A 17,926-nucleotide genomic window follows, 5' to 3' on the forward strand; every position below is an offset into this window, starting at 1 on the left:
TCAAAACATGTGCTGGCTGAACCGCGCGGATGGTACTGCTGCACGCGCTCGCGACGATGTATTCTCCTGGTTATCTCACCGAAAACGCGGCGAGTTCCGGGCGGATTTTCCCTGTGTCACCCCTTCCACCGTTCCGCCGCACTCGGCGCGCAAATCGCCGCTCTGCTCGACCCGGATAGGCCGGTGGAAGGGGTGACACAGGGAAAATCCGCCCGGAACTCGCCGCCATCGCGGTGCCGCAAGGGCAGGATTTCGCGCTCACCGCCGGCTGGGGCAACCGGACCGACAAGGGCGTCACCATGCCGGGCAAGGGCAGCGTCAAATCCCGCCTTTATGCCGGGACCGAAGCGGCAACCGCGACACAGGCTGCCCTGCTCGGCGAGGCGACACGCGATATCCATCTCAACTCCTCGACCTACTGGGCCAACATCCTCGAACGCGTCTGGGAAACCCATATCGGCGGCGATCAGGTGATCAAGAAATGGCTCTCCTATCGCGAGCGCAGAATCATCGGCCGTGCGCTCACGCCCGATGAAGTGCGCCCTGTGATGGAAACCGCCCGCCACCTCGCCGCCATCCTGCTGCTCGGCCCCGAACTCGATGACAGCTTCCGCGCCTGCGCCGCCGCGCATGTTCCGCTCGCCATCCACCAGCCGATCGCGGCCGATTAGCCCCGCGCGCATAGGGCGTGCCAAGGCGCTGGCGCTGCGCGTCCTCGCCGAGCGGATCGAACACGGCGAACCCCTGCCGGCAGAAGCCACCCCGCTCTTCGCCGCCGCGTGAGCGCATGGCCGGCGGCCAAGGCGCGGCGCGTTCTGGCGGCCCTTGAACGGATCGGCTGGCGGATCGAGCGCACGACCGGATCGCACGTCATGCTGAGTCGCGCCGGCTGGCCCGATTACGTGTTCGCTTTCCCTGACGGCGATGAGATCGGCCAGCGTATGATGGCGCGGATCGCGAAGCATACCGGCTTGCAGCCGCGCGACCTGTAACGCGATGTCGCCCGGCGGATCAGGCTGACCGCCCGCCGCCGATGCCCCAGTGATACCCCACTACTGGAATCGCCTGCCGGATCGACAAGAAACCGGACGCTAAGTCATTGATTTGGAATGGTGGGCGCACAAGGATTCGAACCTTGGACCCGCTGATTAAGAGTCAGCTGCTCTACCAACTGAGCTATGCGCCCATTCCCGATGCGATGCGGTCAGGCGACCGGATCGCCGAAGCGCGTCTAGCAAGATCATCCGCCCCTGTGAAGAGCCGCGTTGCCGTTGGCCGGCGGCGTGCCTCTTGATCAAGCGGCAAAATTGGCGAATTAAGCCTTTGCAACGGCGCGATTGCGCCGCGTTCACCGTTTGCCCGAAGGTCGATGATGTCGAACTCCCCGCCGCCCGCGCCGAACCACGCTGGATCGAGGCTGTCGAAGCTGAAGCGACCGATCTGGGGTGCGGCGGCACTCGTTTCCCTGTTCGGGGTGGTGATCGGGGCCAATTTCGCGTTCGGAGATGCGTCATCGGCCTATCTGCCGGCGCCGATCGCAGCCTCGCCGGGCGCCTATCCGATGATGCCCAAGCCCGACATCAAGGGGATGAGCCCGCAACAGGCGGCGGTGGTTCAGCGCGGCGAATATCTCGCCACGGCGGCGGACTGCATGCCCTGCCACACCGCGCCGGGCGCCAAATCCTTCACCGGCGGGCTTTCGGTGGTAACCCCATTCGGCACCCTGTATTCGCCGAACATCACGCCGGACAAAGCCACCGGCATCGGCAAATGGACCGGCAAGCAGTTCTGGAACGCGCTGCATTACGGCACGGCCCCCGGCCATTCGCTGCTGGTGTTCCCGAAATTCCTATACCCGGCGATGCCCTACACGTCCTATTCCAAGCTCTCGAAGCCGGATGTGCTGGCGATCAAGGCGTATCTCGACGCCATCCCGGCGATCGACGCGCCGCACGTTCCCAACAAGCTGATGTTCCCGTTCAACATCCGGGCCATGCTGCTCGGCTGGCGCATCCTGTTCTTCCGCGCGCATCCGGTGCACTACGCGAAGGGCTGGAGCCCGGCGGTGCGCAATGGTGCCTATATCGCCCAGGCGCTGGCGCATTGCACCGAGTGCCATTCGCCGCGCAACCTGCTGTTCGCGGTCAAGTCGGACGAGACGCTCGCGGGCGGGCAGATCGTCGGCGAAAGCTGGTTCGCGCCGAACATTTCCTCGTCGAAGCGCTATGGCATCGGCGGCTGGAATCGCGCCGATCTGGTCGCCTATCTGCACAATAGCGGCAATATGCGCCGGGGTTCGGCGTTCGGCCCGATGAAGGCGGTGGTGGATTACAGCCTGAGCCAGTTGCCGAAATCCGATATCGAGGATCTCGCCGCCTATCTGCAGACCGCGACCCCGCCGCGCCGCACGGCGTTCAAGGCATCGGCCAAGAACGCGACGATCGCGCAGGGTGCCGCTCTCTATGCCCGGAATTGCGCCGCCTGCCATCAGCCGGGCGGCGAAGGCGTCATGGGCGTGTTCCCGAACCTCAAGGGCAATCAGGCCGCCTGGGGCGGACCGCCGGACGACGTGATCAGCGCGGTTCTCGCGGGGCTGCCGCCCTGGCACGCCAATGGCCCGGCGATGCCCGCCTTCGGTTCGATATTGGACGACCACCGGATCGCCGCCGTGACCAACTACGTGCGCACCGCCTGGAGCAATCCGGGTGCCGCGGACGCCACCGCGGCCAAGGTTCTGGCCCTGCGCGCGACCGCGCCGCCGCATGATGTCGCCGTCGCGGATGCGGATTTCCTCGACCCGCCGCCGGTCGCCTCGGCCGCCGCGCGCCGCCTGCAATGCCCGCTGCTGACCGATACGCTGATCGGCCCCGGCTCCGGCTGGATGCAGATCATGCGCGGCGCGACCCCGGCCACCTTGCCGAACCGGGCACGCATGCTGGTGGCGGCGCTGCGCAAGACCGATCCGGCGATTTCCGACAACCAGGCGTCGAACTATCTGCTCACCGCCTATTGCCCGGTGGTCGCCGAGCAATCCGGCATGTCGCTCGCCGCGAAGAAGGCCGCACTCGCGCGCTTCATGCAAAGCGCCCGGTCGATGCTCGCGCAGACCCAGGCCGGCGCGAAGCAGGGCAGTTGAGCGCCACGCCCCTGCGGATCGAGACGCTGCGCGGCGGCGCCATTCTGCCGCATCTCGACACGCTGGTGGCGCTGCGCATCGCGGTATTCCGCGACTGGCCGTATCTTTACGCCGGCGACGCGGCCTATGAGCGCAACTATGTCGCGACCTATGCGGCGAGTGCGCGGGCGGCGATCATCGTGGCGCGGGACGGCGATGCGATCGTCGGCGCCTCGACCTGCCTGCCGCTCGTGGATGAAACCGAGGCGATGCAGGCGCCGTTCAGGAATGCCGGGATCGATCCCGGCTCGGTGTTCTATTTCGGCGAATCGGTGCTGCTGCCGGCCTGGCGCGGGCATGGCGCCGGGGTCGCGTTTTTCGCGGCGCGCGAGGCCCATGCGATGGCGGTGTCCGACGCCGGTTTCGCTGCGTTCTGCGGGGTGATCCGCGATCCGGCCGATCCGCGCCGGCCGGCGGGAGCGGTGCCGCTCGACGCGTTCTGGGGCAAACGCGGTTTTGCGCCGCGACCCGGCCTGATCTGCCGGATGCGCTGGCGGGAAATCGGCCAGGATCGCGAGGCCGAAAACGCGCTCCAGGTCTGGATGAAGCGGCTGCGGGAGACCCCATCTTGACCGCCTTGCGCCTGGCGCTGGCGCCCTATCGGATCGGCCGGCCGCGCGGCCTTGATGATTTCCTCGCCGGGATCGAGGCGCTGCTGGCCGAGGCCAAGGCGGGCGGCGCCGATCTTCTGGTCCTGCCGGAATATACCAGCATGGCCCTGGCCGGCGGGTTCGTCGCCGAGCCCGATATCGCCGCCGAACTCGAAGCCGTGGTCGGCCGGGCGGATGCGCTGATCGCCGGGTTCCGCGCCCTCGCGCACCGCTTTGGGCTTCTGCTTCTCGCCGGCACGGTGCCGATGCGCGACGACAATGGCCGCATCCGCAACCGTGCGCCGCTGATCGACGGTGACGGAAAGATCGGCTTTCAGGACAAGCGGGTGATGACCCGGTTCGAGAGCGAGCAATGGGGCATCGCGGCCGGCGCGCCGCCTCGTGTGTTCGAGACCGATTTCGGGCGGATCGGCGTCGCGATCTGCTACGATTCGGAGTTTCCCTGGCTGGTGCGCGCGCAGGCGCTCGCCGGCGCGAACCTGGTTCTGATCCCGTCCTGCACCGACACGCTGCACGGGTTCAACCGGGTACTCTACTCCGCCCGCGCGCGCGCGCTGGAAAACCAGTGCTATACCGCCGTCGCGCCCACCACCGGCGCCGCGCCCTGGTCCGCCACGGTCGATGAGAACCGGGGCTTCGCCGGCGCCTTCGGCCCGATCGATCGCGGTTTCCCGGCGGACGGGGTGATCGCGAGCGGCGTTCTCGACGCGCCAGATCTGGTTTTTGCCACGATCGACCGTGACCGGCTCGTCGCGACTCGGGCCGACCCGGCCGTGCGCAACCGCACCGACTGGCCGGACAATCCCGCACCCGCCGATGTGGCAGCACTTCGGTGAGATTGGTCTATCTCGTCGCCGGCGAGGCGAGCGGCGACGTTCTGGGTGGCCGGCTGATCGCGGCGCTGCGGCGCCTTCGTCCGCGTATCGACATCGCCGGAATCGGCGGCGCGCGGATGGCGGAACAGGGACTCGAAACCCTGTTCCCGATGCAGGATCTGGCGGTGATGGGGCTCGCAGAAATCCTGCCGCGCGTGCTGAAACTGCGGGCGCGGCTCGATCAGGCGGTCGCGGACATCACGATGCGACGCCCCGATCTGGTCATCACCATCGACAGCCCCGGCTTCACCCTCCGGCTGCTGCGCCGGATCGGCGGGCTCGGGATCAGGCGCGTGCATTACGTGGCACCCCAGGTCTGGGCGTGGCGGCCGGGCCGGGTGAGGCATTTTCCCGGCCTGTGGGACCGGCTTCTGTGCCTGTTGCCGTTCGAGCCAGCGTTTTTCGCGCCGCACGGGCTGAACCCCCAATTTGTCGGCCATCCGGTGCTGGACTCGGGTGCCGGATCGGGCGATGCGGCGCGGTTCCGCGCGCGGTTCGGGCTCGACGCTTCGGCTCGCCCGCTCATCCTGATGCCGGGCAGCCGGCTGACCGAAACGCGCCGGCTGATGCCGGTGTTCCGCGAAACCGTGGCAAGACTCGCGCCCGCGCATCCAGACCTGGTGCCGGTACTCGCCGCCGCACCGGCGATCGCTCCGGAACTCTCCGCCGTGGCCGATTCCTGGCCGATCAAGCCGGTGATCGTGACCGATCCCGCCACCCGTTACGACGCTTTCGCGGGGGCTTCGGCGGCGCTGACCAAATCCGGCACCTCGACTCTGGAACTGGCGCTGGCCGGCGTGCCGATGGCGGTGACCTACCGGGTCAACCCGATCAGCGCGGCGCTGGCGCGGCGGCTGATTACCGTGCCGCACGTGGCGATGGTCAATCTTCTGGCCGGGCGCGCGCTGGTTCCCGAACTGCTGCAACGCGATTGCGCGCCGGATACCCTCGCCGCCACCATCAACACGCTATTGGCTGATCCGGCGAGCGCATCAGCGCAGCGCGCCGGCTTTGCCGAGGCACTGGCGCTGCTCGCCGCACCGAATGGCGCGACCCCGAGCGAGGCGGCGGCAGGTGCTGCGCTGGCGGTTCTGACCGATGATCGAAAAGAGCAACGCGACCCGTAGCATTGCTGCGGACGCGCCCCCATGTCGCGTCCATGCGCTACGAATTATACTATTGGCCGACGATCCAGGGGCGCGGCGAGTTCGTACGGCTGGCGCTTGAGGAAATTGGGGCCGACTACGACGATGTCGCGCGCGGTGACGGTGGGATGGCGGCGATGCAGCGCCTGCTGGACGGCAGGACAACGCCCCACGCCTCGTTCGCGCCGCCGTTCCTGAAGGCCGGGCGGCTGCTGATCGGCCAGACCGCCAACATCCTGCTGTATCTCGGTGAGCAGCACGGCCTTGCGCCGGCAACCGCCTCCGGCCGGCTCTGGGTGCATCAGCTCCAGCTCACCATCGCGGATCTGGTTGCCGAGATCCACGACACCCACCACCCGGTGGCGAGCGGCCTGTATTATCACGATCAGCGCGACGAAGCGGCCCGGCGCAGCGCCGATTTCCTGGCCAGCCGCGCGCCGAAATTTCTCGCCTATTTCGAGCGGATTCTGGAAAATCGCGACAATCCCCGGCATTATCTGACCGGTGCGGCGATCTCCTATGCTGATCTTTCGCTGTTCCAGGTCGTTGTCGGCCTGCAATACGCGTTCCCGCGCACAATGGGAAAAATCCTGCCGAAATACCGGCTGGTCGCCTCACTCGCCGAGCGGGTGAGCGCGCGGCCCCGGATCGTGGCCTATCTGGCCTCCGAGCGGCGGATTCCCTTCAACCAGGACGGGATTTTCCGCCATTACGATGAGCTGGATCACGCTTTCCCGTAGTTGCACCCAGAGCCTGTTTGGAAATTCGCTCCGGTGAGTGAGGCGGCGGTGTTTCGCGAGCACCGGGGCGGAGCGCACGTGCGGTGCGTGAGCACCGGAGTGCAGCAAAACGCCGCCGGATCGCCGCCGGAGTAGAATTTCCATGCGGGCTCTCAACACTCGATGAAATTCGCCGCCAGCCCGCCCTGCGAGGTTTCCTTGTATTTCGTGTTCATGTCGGCGCCGGTCTGGCGCATCGTCGCGATCACCTGATCGAGCGACACACGGTGCGAACCGTCGCCGCGCGCGGCGAGCGAGGCCGCGCTGATCGCCTTGATCGCGCCGAACGCGTTGCGCTCGATGCACGGAATCTGCACCAGCCCGGCGACCGGGTCGCAGGTCATGCCGAGATGGTGCTCCATCGCGATTTCCGCCGCGTTTTCGACCTGCGCGTTGGAAGCGCCCCGCGCCGCCGCGAGCCCCGCCGCCGCCATCGAGGCGGCAACGCCAACCTCGCCCTGGCAGCCGACCTCGGCGCCGGAAATCGAGGCATTGGTCTTGAACAGCCCGCCGATCGCGGTCGCGGTGAGCAGGAAGGTTCGCATCCCGTCATGCGTCGCATCAGGGCAGAAATCGCGGTAGTAGCGCAGCACCGCCGGGATCACCCCGGCCGCGCCGTTGGTCGGCGCGGTGACAACCCGGCCGCCGGCGGCGTTCTCCTCGTTCACCGCCATCGCGAACAGGCTGACCCAGTCCATTTTTTCGTGCGGCGCGAGATCGTTGCGGCTGGTATCGCTGTCGAGCTGGACCCGGAGCGCCTTGGCGCGGCGCTTCACCTTGAGGCCGCCCGGCAATTCGCCGTCGTTGCGCATTCCGCGATCGATCCCCGCCATCATCGTCTCGATGACCCGGTCGACATGAGCCAACACCTCGGCCTCGGGGCGGAGGGAAAATTCGTTCGCCCGCACGATTGCCGCGATTGACAGGCCGGTGTCGCCACCGAGCCGGAGCAGATCGACGGCATTGGCGAAGGGGTAGGGCACCGGATCGGTGATCGCGCCGAGATCGGCCGGCGCATCCTCGCGCACCACGAACCCGCCGCCGACCGAGCACCAGCGCTCGGCGGCGAGCACCGCGCCCGCCGCGTCGAAGGCGGTGAAAGCCAGCGTGTTCGGATGGCGCGGCGTCGGCGATTCCCGGTCGAAGACGATATCGCTCGCCGGCGCGAAGGCGAGGTCGTGCCGTCCCGCGAGGGCGAACCGCCCCTGCGTCGCGACCTCGGCGACGATCCGGTCGGCCTGATCGGGATCGACGGTTTCGGGCGCCTCGCCGGCGAGCCCGAGGATCACCGCCTTGTCGGTGCCGTGGCCCTTGCCGGTCCAGGCCAGCGAGCCGAACAGGTCGACACGGATTTGGGTTACTCGGTCGGCGGAGCCATCCTTGGTCAGCCGCGCGGCGAACAGCCAAGCCGCCCGCATCGGCCCGATGGTATGCGAGGAGGACGGCCCGATGCCGATCTTGAACAGGTCGAATATGCTGATCATCATGTCAGGGTGTATTCTCCATGACCGGATACTCCCGGCCGATCTCCTTGAGAAGCGCCCAGACATAGGACGTGAAGGAGCCCCAGACCTCGATGTGGAACCGCGTGGGTGCGGTTCGCCATAGCACGATTTCGGCCTTGGCGAATATGGTGCGCGTCGCCATGCCGACCGGGAAGGCGGCAAGGTCGAGATCGAGCGGGCAGCCGGCGCTGAGCATATCGGCTGCGTCCGCGCCGTCGAGCACGATTCCGGTCTGGCGGTGGTCGATATCGACCAGCGAAAACCGCCGGTCCGGCATTCCCCGATCGAGCGCCGCGGCGATCGCGGCGGAGTCGGCATCGTTGGCGAGCACCAGCCATTCGTCGGGGCCAAGCCTGAGGATCGCGCAACCCTCCCGCTCGGCGACATTATTGATCGGCCCCGCGAGATCGAGCCCGAGCGATGCGGACGCGGCGCCGATCGCCGCCTCGGGCAGGCGGAGCGAAAAGCGTGCCATCGGCACCGCCCGGCGCGCGCGGGGATCGCCGGCAAGGCCGTCGAGCGGCGCGCGGCGCACCGGCGTCATCGTCATCGCGACATCAGCCATCGAGACGGCTCCCTTCGGGGTCGTAGAACACGGGTTCGGTGAGCGTCACCCGGACGGTGCGATCGGCCAGCGGAACGTGCAGCGTCTCGCCGAGCCGGTCGCGGCCGCTTCGCACCATCGCCAGCGCGATCGAGCGGTTGAGCGTCGCGCTCCAATAGGAGGAGGTGACGTGGCCGAGCATGGTCATCGGCGGCTTCTGGGCCGGATCGGCCACCAGATGCGCACCCTCCTCCAGCACGAAGCCGGGCTCCTCGGTCAGCACGCCGACCAGTTGCTTGCGGTCGTCCTGTGCCACCATGCCGGCGCGGGCGAGCGCGCGCTTGCCGACGAAATCCGGCTTCGCCTTGCCGATCGCCCAGCCGAGCCCGACATCCTCCGGCGTCGCCGTGCCGTCGGTCTCCTGGCCGACGATAATGTAGCCCTTCTCGGCGCGCAGCACGTGCATCGTTTCAGTGCCGTAGGGAACCACGCCGTGCGGCTGGCTCGCCGCGAAAATGGTTTCCCACACCGCGCGGCCATACTCGGCGGGCACATTGACCTCGAAGCCAAGTTCGCCGGTGAAGCTGACCCGGAACAGCCGCGCCGGGACGCCGGCAACCCGGCATTCGGCGACGCTCATATGCGGCATCGAAGCCGCCGAGATATCCGCGCCCTCGACCAGGGGCGCCAGCACGTCGCGCGCTTTCGGCCCCTGCACCGCGATCACCGCCCATTGCTCGGTGGTCGAGGTGAGCCAGACGTTGAGGTCCGGCCACTCGGTCTGCAGATAATCCTCCATCGTCGCCAGCACGCGCGGCGCACCGCCGGTCGTGGTGGTGACGTGGAACCGATCCTCGGCGATCCGCCCGACCACGCCATCATCGACGATGAAGCCGTCCTCGCGCAGCAGCACGCCATAGCGCAACCTTCCGGGCTTCAGCTTGGTCCAGGCATTGACGTACAGGCGATTGAGAAACTCGGCGGCATCCGGCCCGACGATTTCGATTTTGCCCAAGGTGGACGCATCGAAAATGCCCACCGCTTCGCGCACCGCCCGGCATTCGCGGGCGACCGCCGCGCGCATATCCTCGCCCGGCTCAGGAAAATAGCGCGCCCGCTTCCACTGGCCGACATCCTCGAACACCGCACCCCGTTCGGCGGCCCAGCCATGGATCGGCGTTTCGCGCACCGGCTCGAATAATTCGCCGCGCGCATAGCCGGCGAAATAGCCGAACGGCACCGGCGTGTAGGGCATGCGAAACGTCGTCGTGCCGATCTCGGGAATCGGCCGGCCAAGGGTTTCCGACACGATGCCGAGCGCGTTCATGTTCGAGGTCTTGCCCTGATCGGTCGCCATGCCGGTCGTGGTGTAGCGCTTGACGTGCTCGATCGAGCGGAATCCTTCAGCGAGTGCGAGCTTGATGTCCTTCGCGGTGACGTCGTTCTGGAAATCGACGAAGGCGCGCACCGAAGCCGGATCGCGCCCATGCGGCACGGCGCCCAGAAACCCGCCGCGCGAGAGCGGCGCGGCTTCGACCGCGAAGTGGCGCACCTGCGCCGTCCCGCTCACGCCCGCCGCCTGATCGCCGGCATCGTATCCTGTCGCGAGCGTTGCTTCGAGCGTCTGTGCCCCGGCCGACGCGCCCGCCATGAGCGACGCTTCCGCCGGCGCACCGGGCACGAAAGCCTCGAGCGCGGGATCGAAGCGCAATTTGCCCCGGCTTTGCGAAAACAGGTGCACGCTCGGGGTGAACCCGCCCGACATCAGCACGAGATCGCACTCGATCCGCTCGGCGCGGCCAACCTTGCCGTCGGCGATGGGCGCCAGATGAGCCGCGCTGACCCGGAGCTGGCCGTCGGTGCCGCTGATCGTCGTCGCTGGCCGGACCGGCAATCCGGCGGCACGCGCCGCATCGATCCACGCACCCTCCGGCGCCCCCCGGAGATCGGCGATCGCCGCGATCTCGACTCCCGCCCGATGCAGCGCCAGCGCCGCGCGATAGGCTTCGTCATGCGCGGTGAAAATCACCGCGCGGCGGCCCGGTTTCACCGCATAGCGCTCGACATAAATCCGCGCAGAGTCGGCGAGCATGATTCCCGGCCGGTCATTGTCCGGGAACACCAGCGGCCGCTCGATCGCACCGGCCGCGATCACCACCTGCTTCGCCCGCACCTGCCAGAGCCGGCCGCGCGGCGCCGCGTCGTCCGGTTCGCCCTGATAGCCGGTCAAATCCTGCGCGAGCCCGACCATGTTGTGCGGAAAATAGCCGAATGCGATGGTGCGCGGCAGAACCGTCACCCGATCGAACGCGCCGAGCCGCGCGAGAGTCGCCGCCAGCCAGTCCTGCGCCGCGAGCCCGTCGATCCGCGCCTCGGTTTCGGCGAGCAGCGAGCCGCCAAGCTCGGATTGTTCGTCGCAGATAATGACCCGCGCGCCGGCTTCCGCGGCGGCGAGCGCCGAGGCGAGGCCCGCTGGTCCCGCGCCGATCACCAGCACGTCGCAATGCGCGTAGCGCTGCGCATAGCGCGCCGCGTCGGGCGCTTTCGGCGCGCGCCCGAGCCCCGCCATCGCCCGGATGCGCGGCTCGAACACCCGCGTCCAGGCGCGGCGCGGCCACATGAAGGTCTTGTAGTAGAAACCGGCCGGGAAGAAGCGCCAGAGCCGGTCGTTGATGCTGCCGGCATCGCGTTCGAGCGAGGGCGAACGATTCTGACTAACAGCGCTCAGGCCATCGTAAAGCGAAATCTGGGTCGCGACCAGATTCGGCGTGTAATGCGCCTCGTCCCGCCCGACACCGACCAGCGCGTTCGGCTCCTCCGCGCCCGCCGAAACGATACCGCGCGGCCGGTGGTACTTGAACGAGCGGCCGACCAGATGAACGCCGTTCGCGAGCAAAGCCGAGGCAATCGTATCGCCCGCGAGCCCGCCATAGCGCCTGCCGTCGAAGGTGAAGGAGAGCGGCTGCGCGCGATCGACGCGCCCGCCATCCGGCAGCCGGAACGCCTCACTCATGGCTGTTTTCCTTCGGTCCGGTCGGGCCGCGCCTCACCCATTTTGTAGGTGGCGACGAAATGATCGGTCACGGTGTCGCGCAGCGCGTTGAAGAACCGCCCGCAGCCGCGGATATGCCGCCAGCGTTCGGCGTGCAGGCCACGGGCATTGCCGCGAACGTAGAGATACTCGGTCCAGGCCTCATCGGAGGTGGCGCGCGGATCGGCCGCCCGCGCGATATGCGCTTCGCCGCCATAGGCGAACTCGATCTCGGGGCGTTGACCGCAGAACGGGCAGGTGATCAGCAGCATGGCGGGCAACCTTTGGCGTTAGTGGGCGACGGCGGCGGCGGCGGCTTCATCGATCAGCCGGCCGGACTGGAAGCGCCCGAGATTGAACGGCGCGTTGATCCGGTGCGGCTCGTCCTTCGCCAGGGTCCAGGCGAACAGATGGGCCGAGCCGGGTGTGGCCTTGAAGCCGCCGGTGCCCCAGCCGCAATTGACGTAGAGCCCCGACACCTCGGTCTTCGCGATGATCGGCGAGCGGTCCGGCGTGACATCGACGATGCCGCCCCAGTTGCGCAGCATCCGCATCCGCCGGAACATCGGGAACAACTCGCAGATCGCTTCCAGCGTATGCGCCGAAATATGCATCGCACCGCGCTGGCTGTAGGAAATATATGCATCCGTGCCGGCGCCGATAACGAGTTCGCCCTTGTCGGACTGGCTGATATAGGCGTGGATCGTGTTTGACATGATAACGCACGGCACGATCGGCTTCACCGGCTCGGAGACCAGCGCCTGCAACGGGTAGCTCTCCAGCGGCATGCGCTGCCCGGCCATCGCCATCAGCACCGAGGTATTGCCGGCGGCGACGATGCCGAGTCGATTCGTGCGGATCGCGCCGCGCGAGGTCTGCACTCCGGTCACCTTGCCGGCCGCGTCGCGATCAATGCCGGTGACCTCGCAATTCTGGATGATATCGACACCGAGCGCATCCGCGGCACGGGCATAGCCCCAGGCAACCGCATCGTGCCGCGCGGTTCCGGCGCGCCGCTGCAATGCCGCCCCGAGCACCGGATAGCGCATTCCCGGCGCGATGTTCAGCGGTGGGCAGAACGCCTTGGCCTCGGCGGCCGACAGCCATTCGTTATCAACCCCGTTCAGCCGGTTGGAATGGACATGACGCTTGAACACCTGCTCGTCATGCACATTGTGCGCGAGCATCAGCACGCCGCGCTGCGAGAACATGACGTTGTAGTTCAGGTCCTGGGACATGCGCTCCCAAAGCTTCAGGGCGTGATCGTAGAGCGCGGCGCTTTCGTCGAACAGATAGTTCGAGCGGATGATCGTGGTGTTGCGCCCGGTATTGCCGCCGCCGATCCAGCCCTTTTCCAGCACCGCGACGTTGCGGATGCCGTGCTCCCTGGCAAGGTAATAGGCGGTGCCGAGACCGTGTGCGCCGCCGCCGACGATGATCGCGTCGTAGGCAGGCTTGGGTTCGGGGTCGCGCCATTGCCGATCCCAGCCCTTCTGACCGTTGAGCGCTTGCCGGATCAGCGCGAAAGCAGAAAACCGCTGCATCTGGGGATTCCTCCAATTGATCGGATGATGCCACCGGCGCGGATTTGCCGCACGCACGCACCCGGCGCACGGCTTGAATATTTCCGACAGGTCAGCGCTGCGCTATCGCCCAATCCGCTGCCGTATAAAACGGCGCATTGCTCGGTGGCAGCAACGGCCCGCCCAGGATATGATCCGCCGCCTTTTCGCCGATCATGATGGTCGGGGCATTGAGATTGCCGTTGGTGATCCGCGGCATGATCGAGGAATCCGCGACCCTCAGACGATCGACCCCGATCACGAGCGTATCCGGCGCAACCACGGTCATAGGATCGTCGGGATCGCCCATTTTGCAGGTGCCGCATGGATGATAAGCGCTTTCCACGCTCCGGCGGATGAACGCGTCGATCGCGTCGTCGCTAGTCACCGAAGCGCCGGGCGCGATTTCCTCACCGCGATACGGCGCGAAGGCGGGCTGCGCGAAAATTTCGCGGGTCAGCCGCACGCAGGCGCGCATATCCGCCCAGTCGTCGGGATCGCTCATGTAGTTGAACGAAATTTTCGGCGCCGCCACGGGATCGGCCGAAGCGAGGCGCACGAAGCCGCGGCTTTTCGACCGCATCGGCCCGACATGGGCCTGAAACCCGTGTTGGGAGGCGATGGATTTGCCATCGTAGCGGATCGCGATCGGCAGGAAATGGTACTGGATGTCGGGATATTCGACACCCGGCCGCGAACGGATGAAACCGCAGCTCTCGAAATGGTTGGTGGCGCCGAGGCCATCATGGGCGAGCAGCCAGCGCAACCCGATCCGAGCCTTCGAGACCGGGTCCATCTTGGAATACAGCGTGATCGGCTGGGTGCAGCCGACCTGGAAATAGAATTCGAGATGATCCTGCAGATTGGCGCCGACGCCTTGCCGGTCGGCCACCACATCGATCCCGAGCGCACGCAGTTCTTCGCATGGCCCGACCCCCGACAATTTCAGCAGTTTCGGCGAATTGATCGCCCCGGCGGCGAGAATCACCTCGCGGCGCGCGCGCGCGTTAACGTCGCGCCCACCCCGGCGATACGCGACACCCACCGCCGTCCTGTCCTCGAACACGACGCGCGACACTAGGCTGTTGGTGTGAACCGTGAGATTTCGCCGCGCGAGTGCCGGTTTCAGATAGGCGTTCGCCGCGCTCCAGCGCCGGCCGCGATGAACCGTCATGTCCATCCGGCCGAAACCTTCCTGTTGATAGCCGTTCACGTCCGAGGTGACCGGATAGCCCGCCTGCTTTCCGGCTTCGATGAAGGCATGGTAAAGCGGGTTGCCGAGTGTGCCGTAGCGCGTATGCAACGGGCCGTCGGCGCCGCGATAGAGATCGCCGCCTTCGTCCCGTGTCTCGGCGCGCTTGAAATAAGGCAGCACGTCGCGATAGGCCCAGCCGCGCGCGCCCAACTCGGCCCAGTGCTCGAAATCGAAGGCGTTGCCGCGAATATAGACAAGCCCGTTGATCGAGGATGACCCGCCGAGCACCTTGCCGCGCGGTGTGTGCATCCGCCGATTGTCGAGATGCGGCTCGGGCTCGCTGTGATAGCCCCAGTCATAGCGAGGCATGTTCATCGGAATCGACAGCGCGCTCGGCATCTGGATGAACACCGACCGATCCGAGCCGCCGAATTCGAGCAGCAGCACCGAACTGCGCCCATCCTCGGTCAGTCGGTTCGCGAGAACGCACCCCGCCGATCCCGCGCCGACGATGACGTAGTCAAATTCCATCTCGCTCATGTCCAATGCTCCGAAGCCGGCGTTCACCCGCCGTTAGTACGGCGATTCGACGGGTGCCAACGCCACGTAGACGCTCTTGACGTCGGTATAGTGCTCGATCGCCGCCCTGCCATTTTCCCGGCCGTAACCCGACTGCTTCATGCCACCGAAGGGAAGCTCGATCGGCGTGACATTGTAGTGATTGATCCAGCAGGTTCCCGCTTCCAGGCGTGCGATCATGCGATGCGCGCGGGCGAGATCTCTGGTGAACACGGCGGCGGACAAGCCATACGGCGTCGCGTTGGCGCGGGCGATCACCTCGTCCTCGGTGTCGAATTCGAAAACCGCCATCACCGGCCCGAAAATCTCTTCCTGCGCAATCGGCATCGCATCCGAACATTGCGCGAAGATCGTCGGCTCCACGAAACAGCCGCGCCCGAGAGCACCGTCCATCCGGCGATTGCCGCCCGCGACAAGTTCGGCGCCCCCCATTTTTCCCGCTTCGATATGAGAGAGCACTTTGTCCATATGCTCAGGCGAAATCAGCGACCCGATCTGGGTTCGCGGATCGAGCGGATCGCCGATCGTAAGGCGCTGCGTCCGGGTTTTCACCGCATCGAGAAATCGGTCATAAACCCGGCGATGCACGAATACCCGCGTGCCGTTCGAGCAGATCTCGCCGGCGGAGTAGAAATTGCCGAGCATCGCGCCGGAAACCGCACTGTCGATATCCGCATCCTCGCAGACAATCAATGGCGACTTGCCGCCGAGTTCGAGGCTGACGCGTTTGAGCGTCGCCGCCGCCGCCATCGCCACCGCCTTTCCGGTCGGCACCGATCCGGTCAGCGAAATTTTTCGAATTTTCGGATGCAGGACCAGCAACCGCCCGGTTTCGGTGAAACCGTTGACCACGTTGAACAGGCCGTCAGGAAGACCCGCTTCCTTGAAAATGGCCGCGAGTTCCAGCGCGGTGAGCGGCGTTTGCGGCGCCGGCTTGAAGATGATCGCATTGCCGCAGGCGAGCGCGGGCGCCGCCTTCCAGCAAGCGATCTGCAGCGGATAGTTCCAGGCGCCGATCGCGGCGACCACGCCGATCGGCTCCCGGCGCGTGTAGCCGAAAGCGGTTTTACCGAGATCGACGAACTCGCCGGCGATCGTCGCCGCCAATCCGCCGAAATATTCCAGGCATTCGGCTCCCGAAACGATATCCACTGCTTCGGTTTCCTGAATCGGCCGGCCGGTATCGAGCGTCTCGATCCGTGCGAGATCCTTGAGGCGCGCTCTGAGCAAAGCCGCGGCGCGCAGCAGCACGCGCCCGCGTTCAGCACCGGTCGCCGCCGCCCAGGACGCCTGGGCTTCGCCCGCCGCTTCGACGGCGCGATCGACAATGTCCGAGTTCGCAACCTCGACGACCGCCAGCACGTCGCCGGTCGCCGGGTTACGATCCTCGAAGGTCTCGGCGCCAGCTTGCGGCCACGCCGTGCCGGCGATGAAAGCGGCACGCCTCGCGATCATGCCGCTTCACTCCGCCACGCCGCAAGATCCCCCGCCTTTTGTCGGATCGGGATCAAAACAGAAAACCCGCTTCCAGAATACCCGCGAACATGCCGGATTTGTTCCCGCTCGTGCCGTAGCCGAAGCCGGGCAGATAGCTCGAGAGATGGGCGTAAGCGAGGGTCGTGCGCACGAAAAGCTGCTTGTATTGCCAGGTCGGCGTCACCTGAAACCCGAGCAGCGAAGCGCCGGGCCCGATCGCGCCGGGGCCGGTCGCGCCGTATCCCATCCAGTTGCCGAATGCGATGGCGTTGCCGATATTCTGCTTGTCGGTATTGGTGCTCACATAGCTCACCTGGCTGCCCAGAGACCACAGCTTGTTGAACTGGTAGTCGGTGGACACCGCGAAGGCGATGTTGCTGTAGGTCTTGACGTTGCCGACCCGCGCGCTCTTCGGCAGCCACTGATACTGGACATAGGGAATGATATTGAGCTTGCCGAACGTGGCATTGAACCCGCCGCCGATCATGTTGCTGTTGACCTCGGGGAACCCATTGGTCGAGTTCGTGAAATCGGTCGTCCCGAGAGTATCCGAGCCGTAGAGATAGATATAATCGGACGAGTTCAGATTATAGGTCAGCGCGGCCTGAACGTTGTTGAAGCGCTTCGAGAAATAGCCGTCGTCGAACTGAACGGTCAGCGTCGCCGGCCCGTGGGTCAGGGTCGCCTGGATCCCCCGCTCGGAGGTGATTTCGATATTGGCGAGCTGGGACAGGAAGAAATTGGCATTGTTCCAGTCCTGCCCGGATTCCAGCCCTTCGACCGTGGGGATGATGCCCGCGGAAATCGAGAAATTCGGGCTCGGCGCCAGCGTCACATATCCCTGCAGCACTGGCGTGCCCAGGAAGTTGTAGGGGTTCTGCGGCGACCCGGTCGGATATCCGAAGGCTTTCGAGCCGAGAATCGGAAACGTATATTCGCCGGCCTCGAAGGTGAACTGCACCAGCCCCGAGGTTTTTTGAATATTGATCAGGGCATTGGCGAGGCCGGCGGAGACGTTCTGCGGATTCTGGTTGAACAGATTGCCGGTGCTGTTGGTATAGGCGGCGCCGTAGCCGTCGACCGCGGCGGTGATGCTGTATTGGCCGAGCGATCCAAGATTGTATTTGATCGGCACCGGCCCGTTCATGGCGAATACCGGTCCGGTTGCAAGGGCTGCAAGCACCAGACCGGAACACGCCGTCGTTGCTATTTTCATAAGCTTGATTTTCGTCATGGCCCACCTGTTGTCTCTCTGTTGCATAGGTTTTATTTTTAGTTTGTTCGGCTACCAAGCTGGAAATTTCGGTATTCATCCGCATTCAGTATACGACGACGGAGCGGATGCTTTCGCCGTTGCGCATGAGGTCGAAGCCGTGGTTGATCTGCTCGAAGGGGAGGGTGTGGGTGATCAGGTCGTCGATGTTGATTTTGCCGTCCATATACCAGTCG

At 66.0% G+C, this 17,926-nt stretch carries 15 protein-coding genes, 1 tRNA gene and 1 pseudogene; 7 read left to right on the top strand and 10 right to left on the bottom strand.

Annotation, left to right across the window (positions count from 1 at the left end):
* Window positions 1-233: 233 nt before the first annotated feature.
* Together AiwAL_RS13470 and AiwAL_RS13475 are read left to right on the top strand one after the other, a co-directional pair.
* Window positions 234-671 (top strand): type ISP restriction/modification enzyme, encoded by a 438-nt coding sequence (locus tag AiwAL_RS13470; RefSeq protein WP_262312845.1) that lies wholly within the window; start codon window positions 234-236, stop codon window positions 669-671.
* Window positions 672-779: 108 nt separating this feature from the next.
* Window positions 780-992, top strand: a complete 213-nt coding sequence (locus tag AiwAL_RS13475) for a type II toxin-antitoxin system HicA family toxin (RefSeq protein ID WP_235704940.1) — start codon at window positions 780-782, stop codon at window positions 990-992.
* A 118-nt stretch (window positions 993-1,110) separates the two neighbouring features.
* On the opposite strand, the gene AiwAL_RS13480 is transcribed toward AiwAL_RS13475, so the two are convergent.
* A tRNA-Lys gene (locus AiwAL_RS13480) sits at window positions 1,111-1,186 on the bottom strand.
* Window positions 1,187-1,369: 183 nt separating this feature from the next.
* On the opposite strand from AiwAL_RS13480, the gene AiwAL_RS13485 reads away from it, so the two are divergent.
* From AiwAL_RS13485 to AiwAL_RS13505, 5 genes are read left to right on the top strand one after another with little or no spacing between them, the layout of a single operon-like run.
* Window positions 1,370-3,136, top strand: a complete 1,767-nt coding sequence (locus AiwAL_RS13485) for a cytochrome c (RefSeq protein WP_235704939.1) — start codon at window positions 1,370-1,372, stop codon at window positions 3,134-3,136.
* Between the two features lie 44 nt (window positions 3,137-3,180).
* Window positions 3,181-3,747 (top strand): GNAT family N-acetyltransferase, encoded by a 567-nt coding sequence (locus tag AiwAL_RS13490; protein ID WP_235704973.1) that lies wholly within the window; start codon window positions 3,181-3,183, stop codon window positions 3,745-3,747.
* Window positions 3,744-4,622: a carbon-nitrogen hydrolase family protein gene (locus AiwAL_RS13495; RefSeq protein WP_262312846.1), complete on the top strand. Its 879-nt coding sequence runs from the start codon at window positions 3,744-3,746 to the stop codon at window positions 4,620-4,622. Before AiwAL_RS13490 ends, AiwAL_RS13495 begins: the two co-directional genes overlap by 4 nt.
* The gene (gene lpxB, locus AiwAL_RS13500; protein WP_235704937.1) at window positions 4,619-5,788 is read left to right on the top strand and encodes a lipid-A-disaccharide synthase; all 1,170 of its coding nucleotides are present in this window, start codon (window positions 4,619-4,621) and stop codon (window positions 5,786-5,788) included. Before AiwAL_RS13495 ends, lpxB begins: the two co-directional genes overlap by 4 nt.
* Window positions 5,789-5,820: 32 nt before the next feature.
* Window positions 5,821-6,546: a glutathione S-transferase gene (locus AiwAL_RS13505; protein ID WP_235704936.1), complete on the top strand. Its 726-nt coding sequence runs from the start codon at window positions 5,821-5,823 to the stop codon at window positions 6,544-6,546.
* Window positions 6,547-6,698: 152 nt separating this feature from the next.
* Here the strand turns inward: AiwAL_RS13505 and AiwAL_RS13510 are convergent, their stop codons facing one another.
* The 9 genes and pseudogenes from AiwAL_RS13510 to AiwAL_RS13550 all read right to left on the bottom strand — a co-directional run.
* On the bottom strand, window positions 6,699-8,069 hold the full coding sequence (locus AiwAL_RS13510) for an L-serine ammonia-lyase (protein WP_235704972.1): 1,371 nt from the start codon (window positions 8,067-8,069) through the stop codon (window positions 6,699-6,701).
* Between the two features lie 4 nt (window positions 8,070-8,073).
* Window positions 8,074-8,655 (bottom strand): sarcosine oxidase subunit gamma, encoded by a 582-nt coding sequence (locus AiwAL_RS13515; RefSeq protein ID WP_262312847.1) that lies wholly within the window; start codon window positions 8,653-8,655, stop codon window positions 8,074-8,076.
* A complete protein-coding gene (locus AiwAL_RS13520; protein ID WP_262312848.1) occupies window positions 8,648-11,647 on the bottom strand; it encodes a sarcosine oxidase subunit alpha family protein in 3,000 nt (999 codons plus the stop codon). The genes AiwAL_RS13515 and AiwAL_RS13520 overlap by 8 nt, the downstream gene beginning before the upstream one ends.
* Window positions 11,644-11,937 carry a sarcosine oxidase subunit delta gene (locus AiwAL_RS13525; RefSeq protein ID WP_235704933.1) on the bottom strand — a complete coding sequence of 98 codons (294 nt, stop codon included), beginning with the start codon at window positions 11,935-11,937 and terminating at the stop codon, window positions 11,644-11,646. The genes AiwAL_RS13520 and AiwAL_RS13525 overlap by 4 nt, the downstream gene beginning before the upstream one ends.
* Before the next feature lie 18 nt (window positions 11,938-11,955).
* The gene (locus tag AiwAL_RS13530; protein ID WP_235704932.1) at window positions 11,956-13,209 is read right to left on the bottom strand and encodes a sarcosine oxidase subunit beta family protein; all 1,254 of its coding nucleotides are present in this window, start codon (window positions 13,207-13,209) and stop codon (window positions 11,956-11,958) included.
* 91 nt (window positions 13,210-13,300) lie between these two features.
* Complete coding sequence (gene betA / locus AiwAL_RS13535; protein ID WP_235704930.1) at window positions 13,301-14,962, bottom strand: choline dehydrogenase; 1,662 nt, start codon at window positions 14,960-14,962, stop codon at window positions 13,301-13,303.
* Window positions 14,963-14,995: 33 nt separating this feature from the next.
* Window positions 14,996-16,456, bottom strand: coding sequence for a betaine-aldehyde dehydrogenase (betB, locus tag AiwAL_RS13540; RefSeq protein ID WP_235704929.1), 1,461 nt, complete (start codon window positions 16,454-16,456; stop codon window positions 14,996-14,998).
* A 52-nt stretch (window positions 16,457-16,508) separates the two neighbouring features.
* Window positions 16,509-17,693, bottom strand: a complete 1,185-nt coding sequence (locus tag AiwAL_RS13545; RefSeq protein WP_235706306.1) for an outer membrane beta-barrel protein — start codon at window positions 17,691-17,693, stop codon at window positions 16,509-16,511.
* Window positions 17,694-17,796: 103 nt separating this feature from the next.
* Window positions 17,797-17,926 (bottom strand): annotated as a pseudogene (locus AiwAL_RS13550) (S-(hydroxymethyl)glutathione dehydrogenase); the annotation flags it as partial.

The organism is Acidiphilium sp. AL, from assembly GCF_025499445.1.
In the GTDB taxonomy this organism is placed as follows: Bacteria; Pseudomonadota; Alphaproteobacteria; order Acetobacterales; family Acetobacteraceae; genus Acidiphilium; species Acidiphilium iwatense.

Coding starts and splice junctions, on each gene's coding strand:
- betA (WP_235704930.1), bottom strand. CDS start 14,962: ATGAGCGAGATGGAATTTGACTACGTCATCGTCGGCGCGGGATCGGCG.
- AiwAL_RS13525 (WP_235704933.1), bottom strand. CDS start 11,937: ATGCTGCTGATCACCTGCCCGTTCTGCGGTCAACGCCCCGAGATCGAG.
- AiwAL_RS13520 (WP_262312848.1), bottom strand. CDS start 11,647: ATGAGTGAGGCGTTCCGGCTGCCGGATGGCGGGCGCGTCGATCGCGCG.
- betB (WP_235704929.1), bottom strand. CDS start 16,456: ATGATCGCGAGGCGTGCCGCTTTCATCGCCGGCACGGCGTGGCCGCAA.
- AiwAL_RS13485 (WP_235704939.1), top strand. CDS start 1,370: ATGATGTCGAACTCCCCGCCGCCCGCGCCGAACCACGCTGGATCGAGG.
- AiwAL_RS13505 (WP_235704936.1), top strand. CDS start 5,821: ATGCGCTACGAATTATACTATTGGCCGACGATCCAGGGGCGCGGCGAG.
- AiwAL_RS13510 (WP_235704972.1), bottom strand. CDS start 8,069: ATGATCAGCATATTCGACCTGTTCAAGATCGGCATCGGGCCGTCCTCC.
- AiwAL_RS13515 (WP_262312847.1), bottom strand. CDS start 8,655: ATGGCTGATGTCGCGATGACGATGACGCCGGTGCGCCGCGCGCCGCTC.
- AiwAL_RS13545 (WP_235706306.1), bottom strand. CDS start 17,693: ATGAAAATAGCAACGACGGCGTGTTCCGGTCTGGTGCTTGCAGCCCTT.
- AiwAL_RS13530 (WP_235704932.1), bottom strand. CDS start 13,209: ATGCAGCGGTTTTCTGCTTTCGCGCTGATCCGGCAAGCGCTCAACGGT.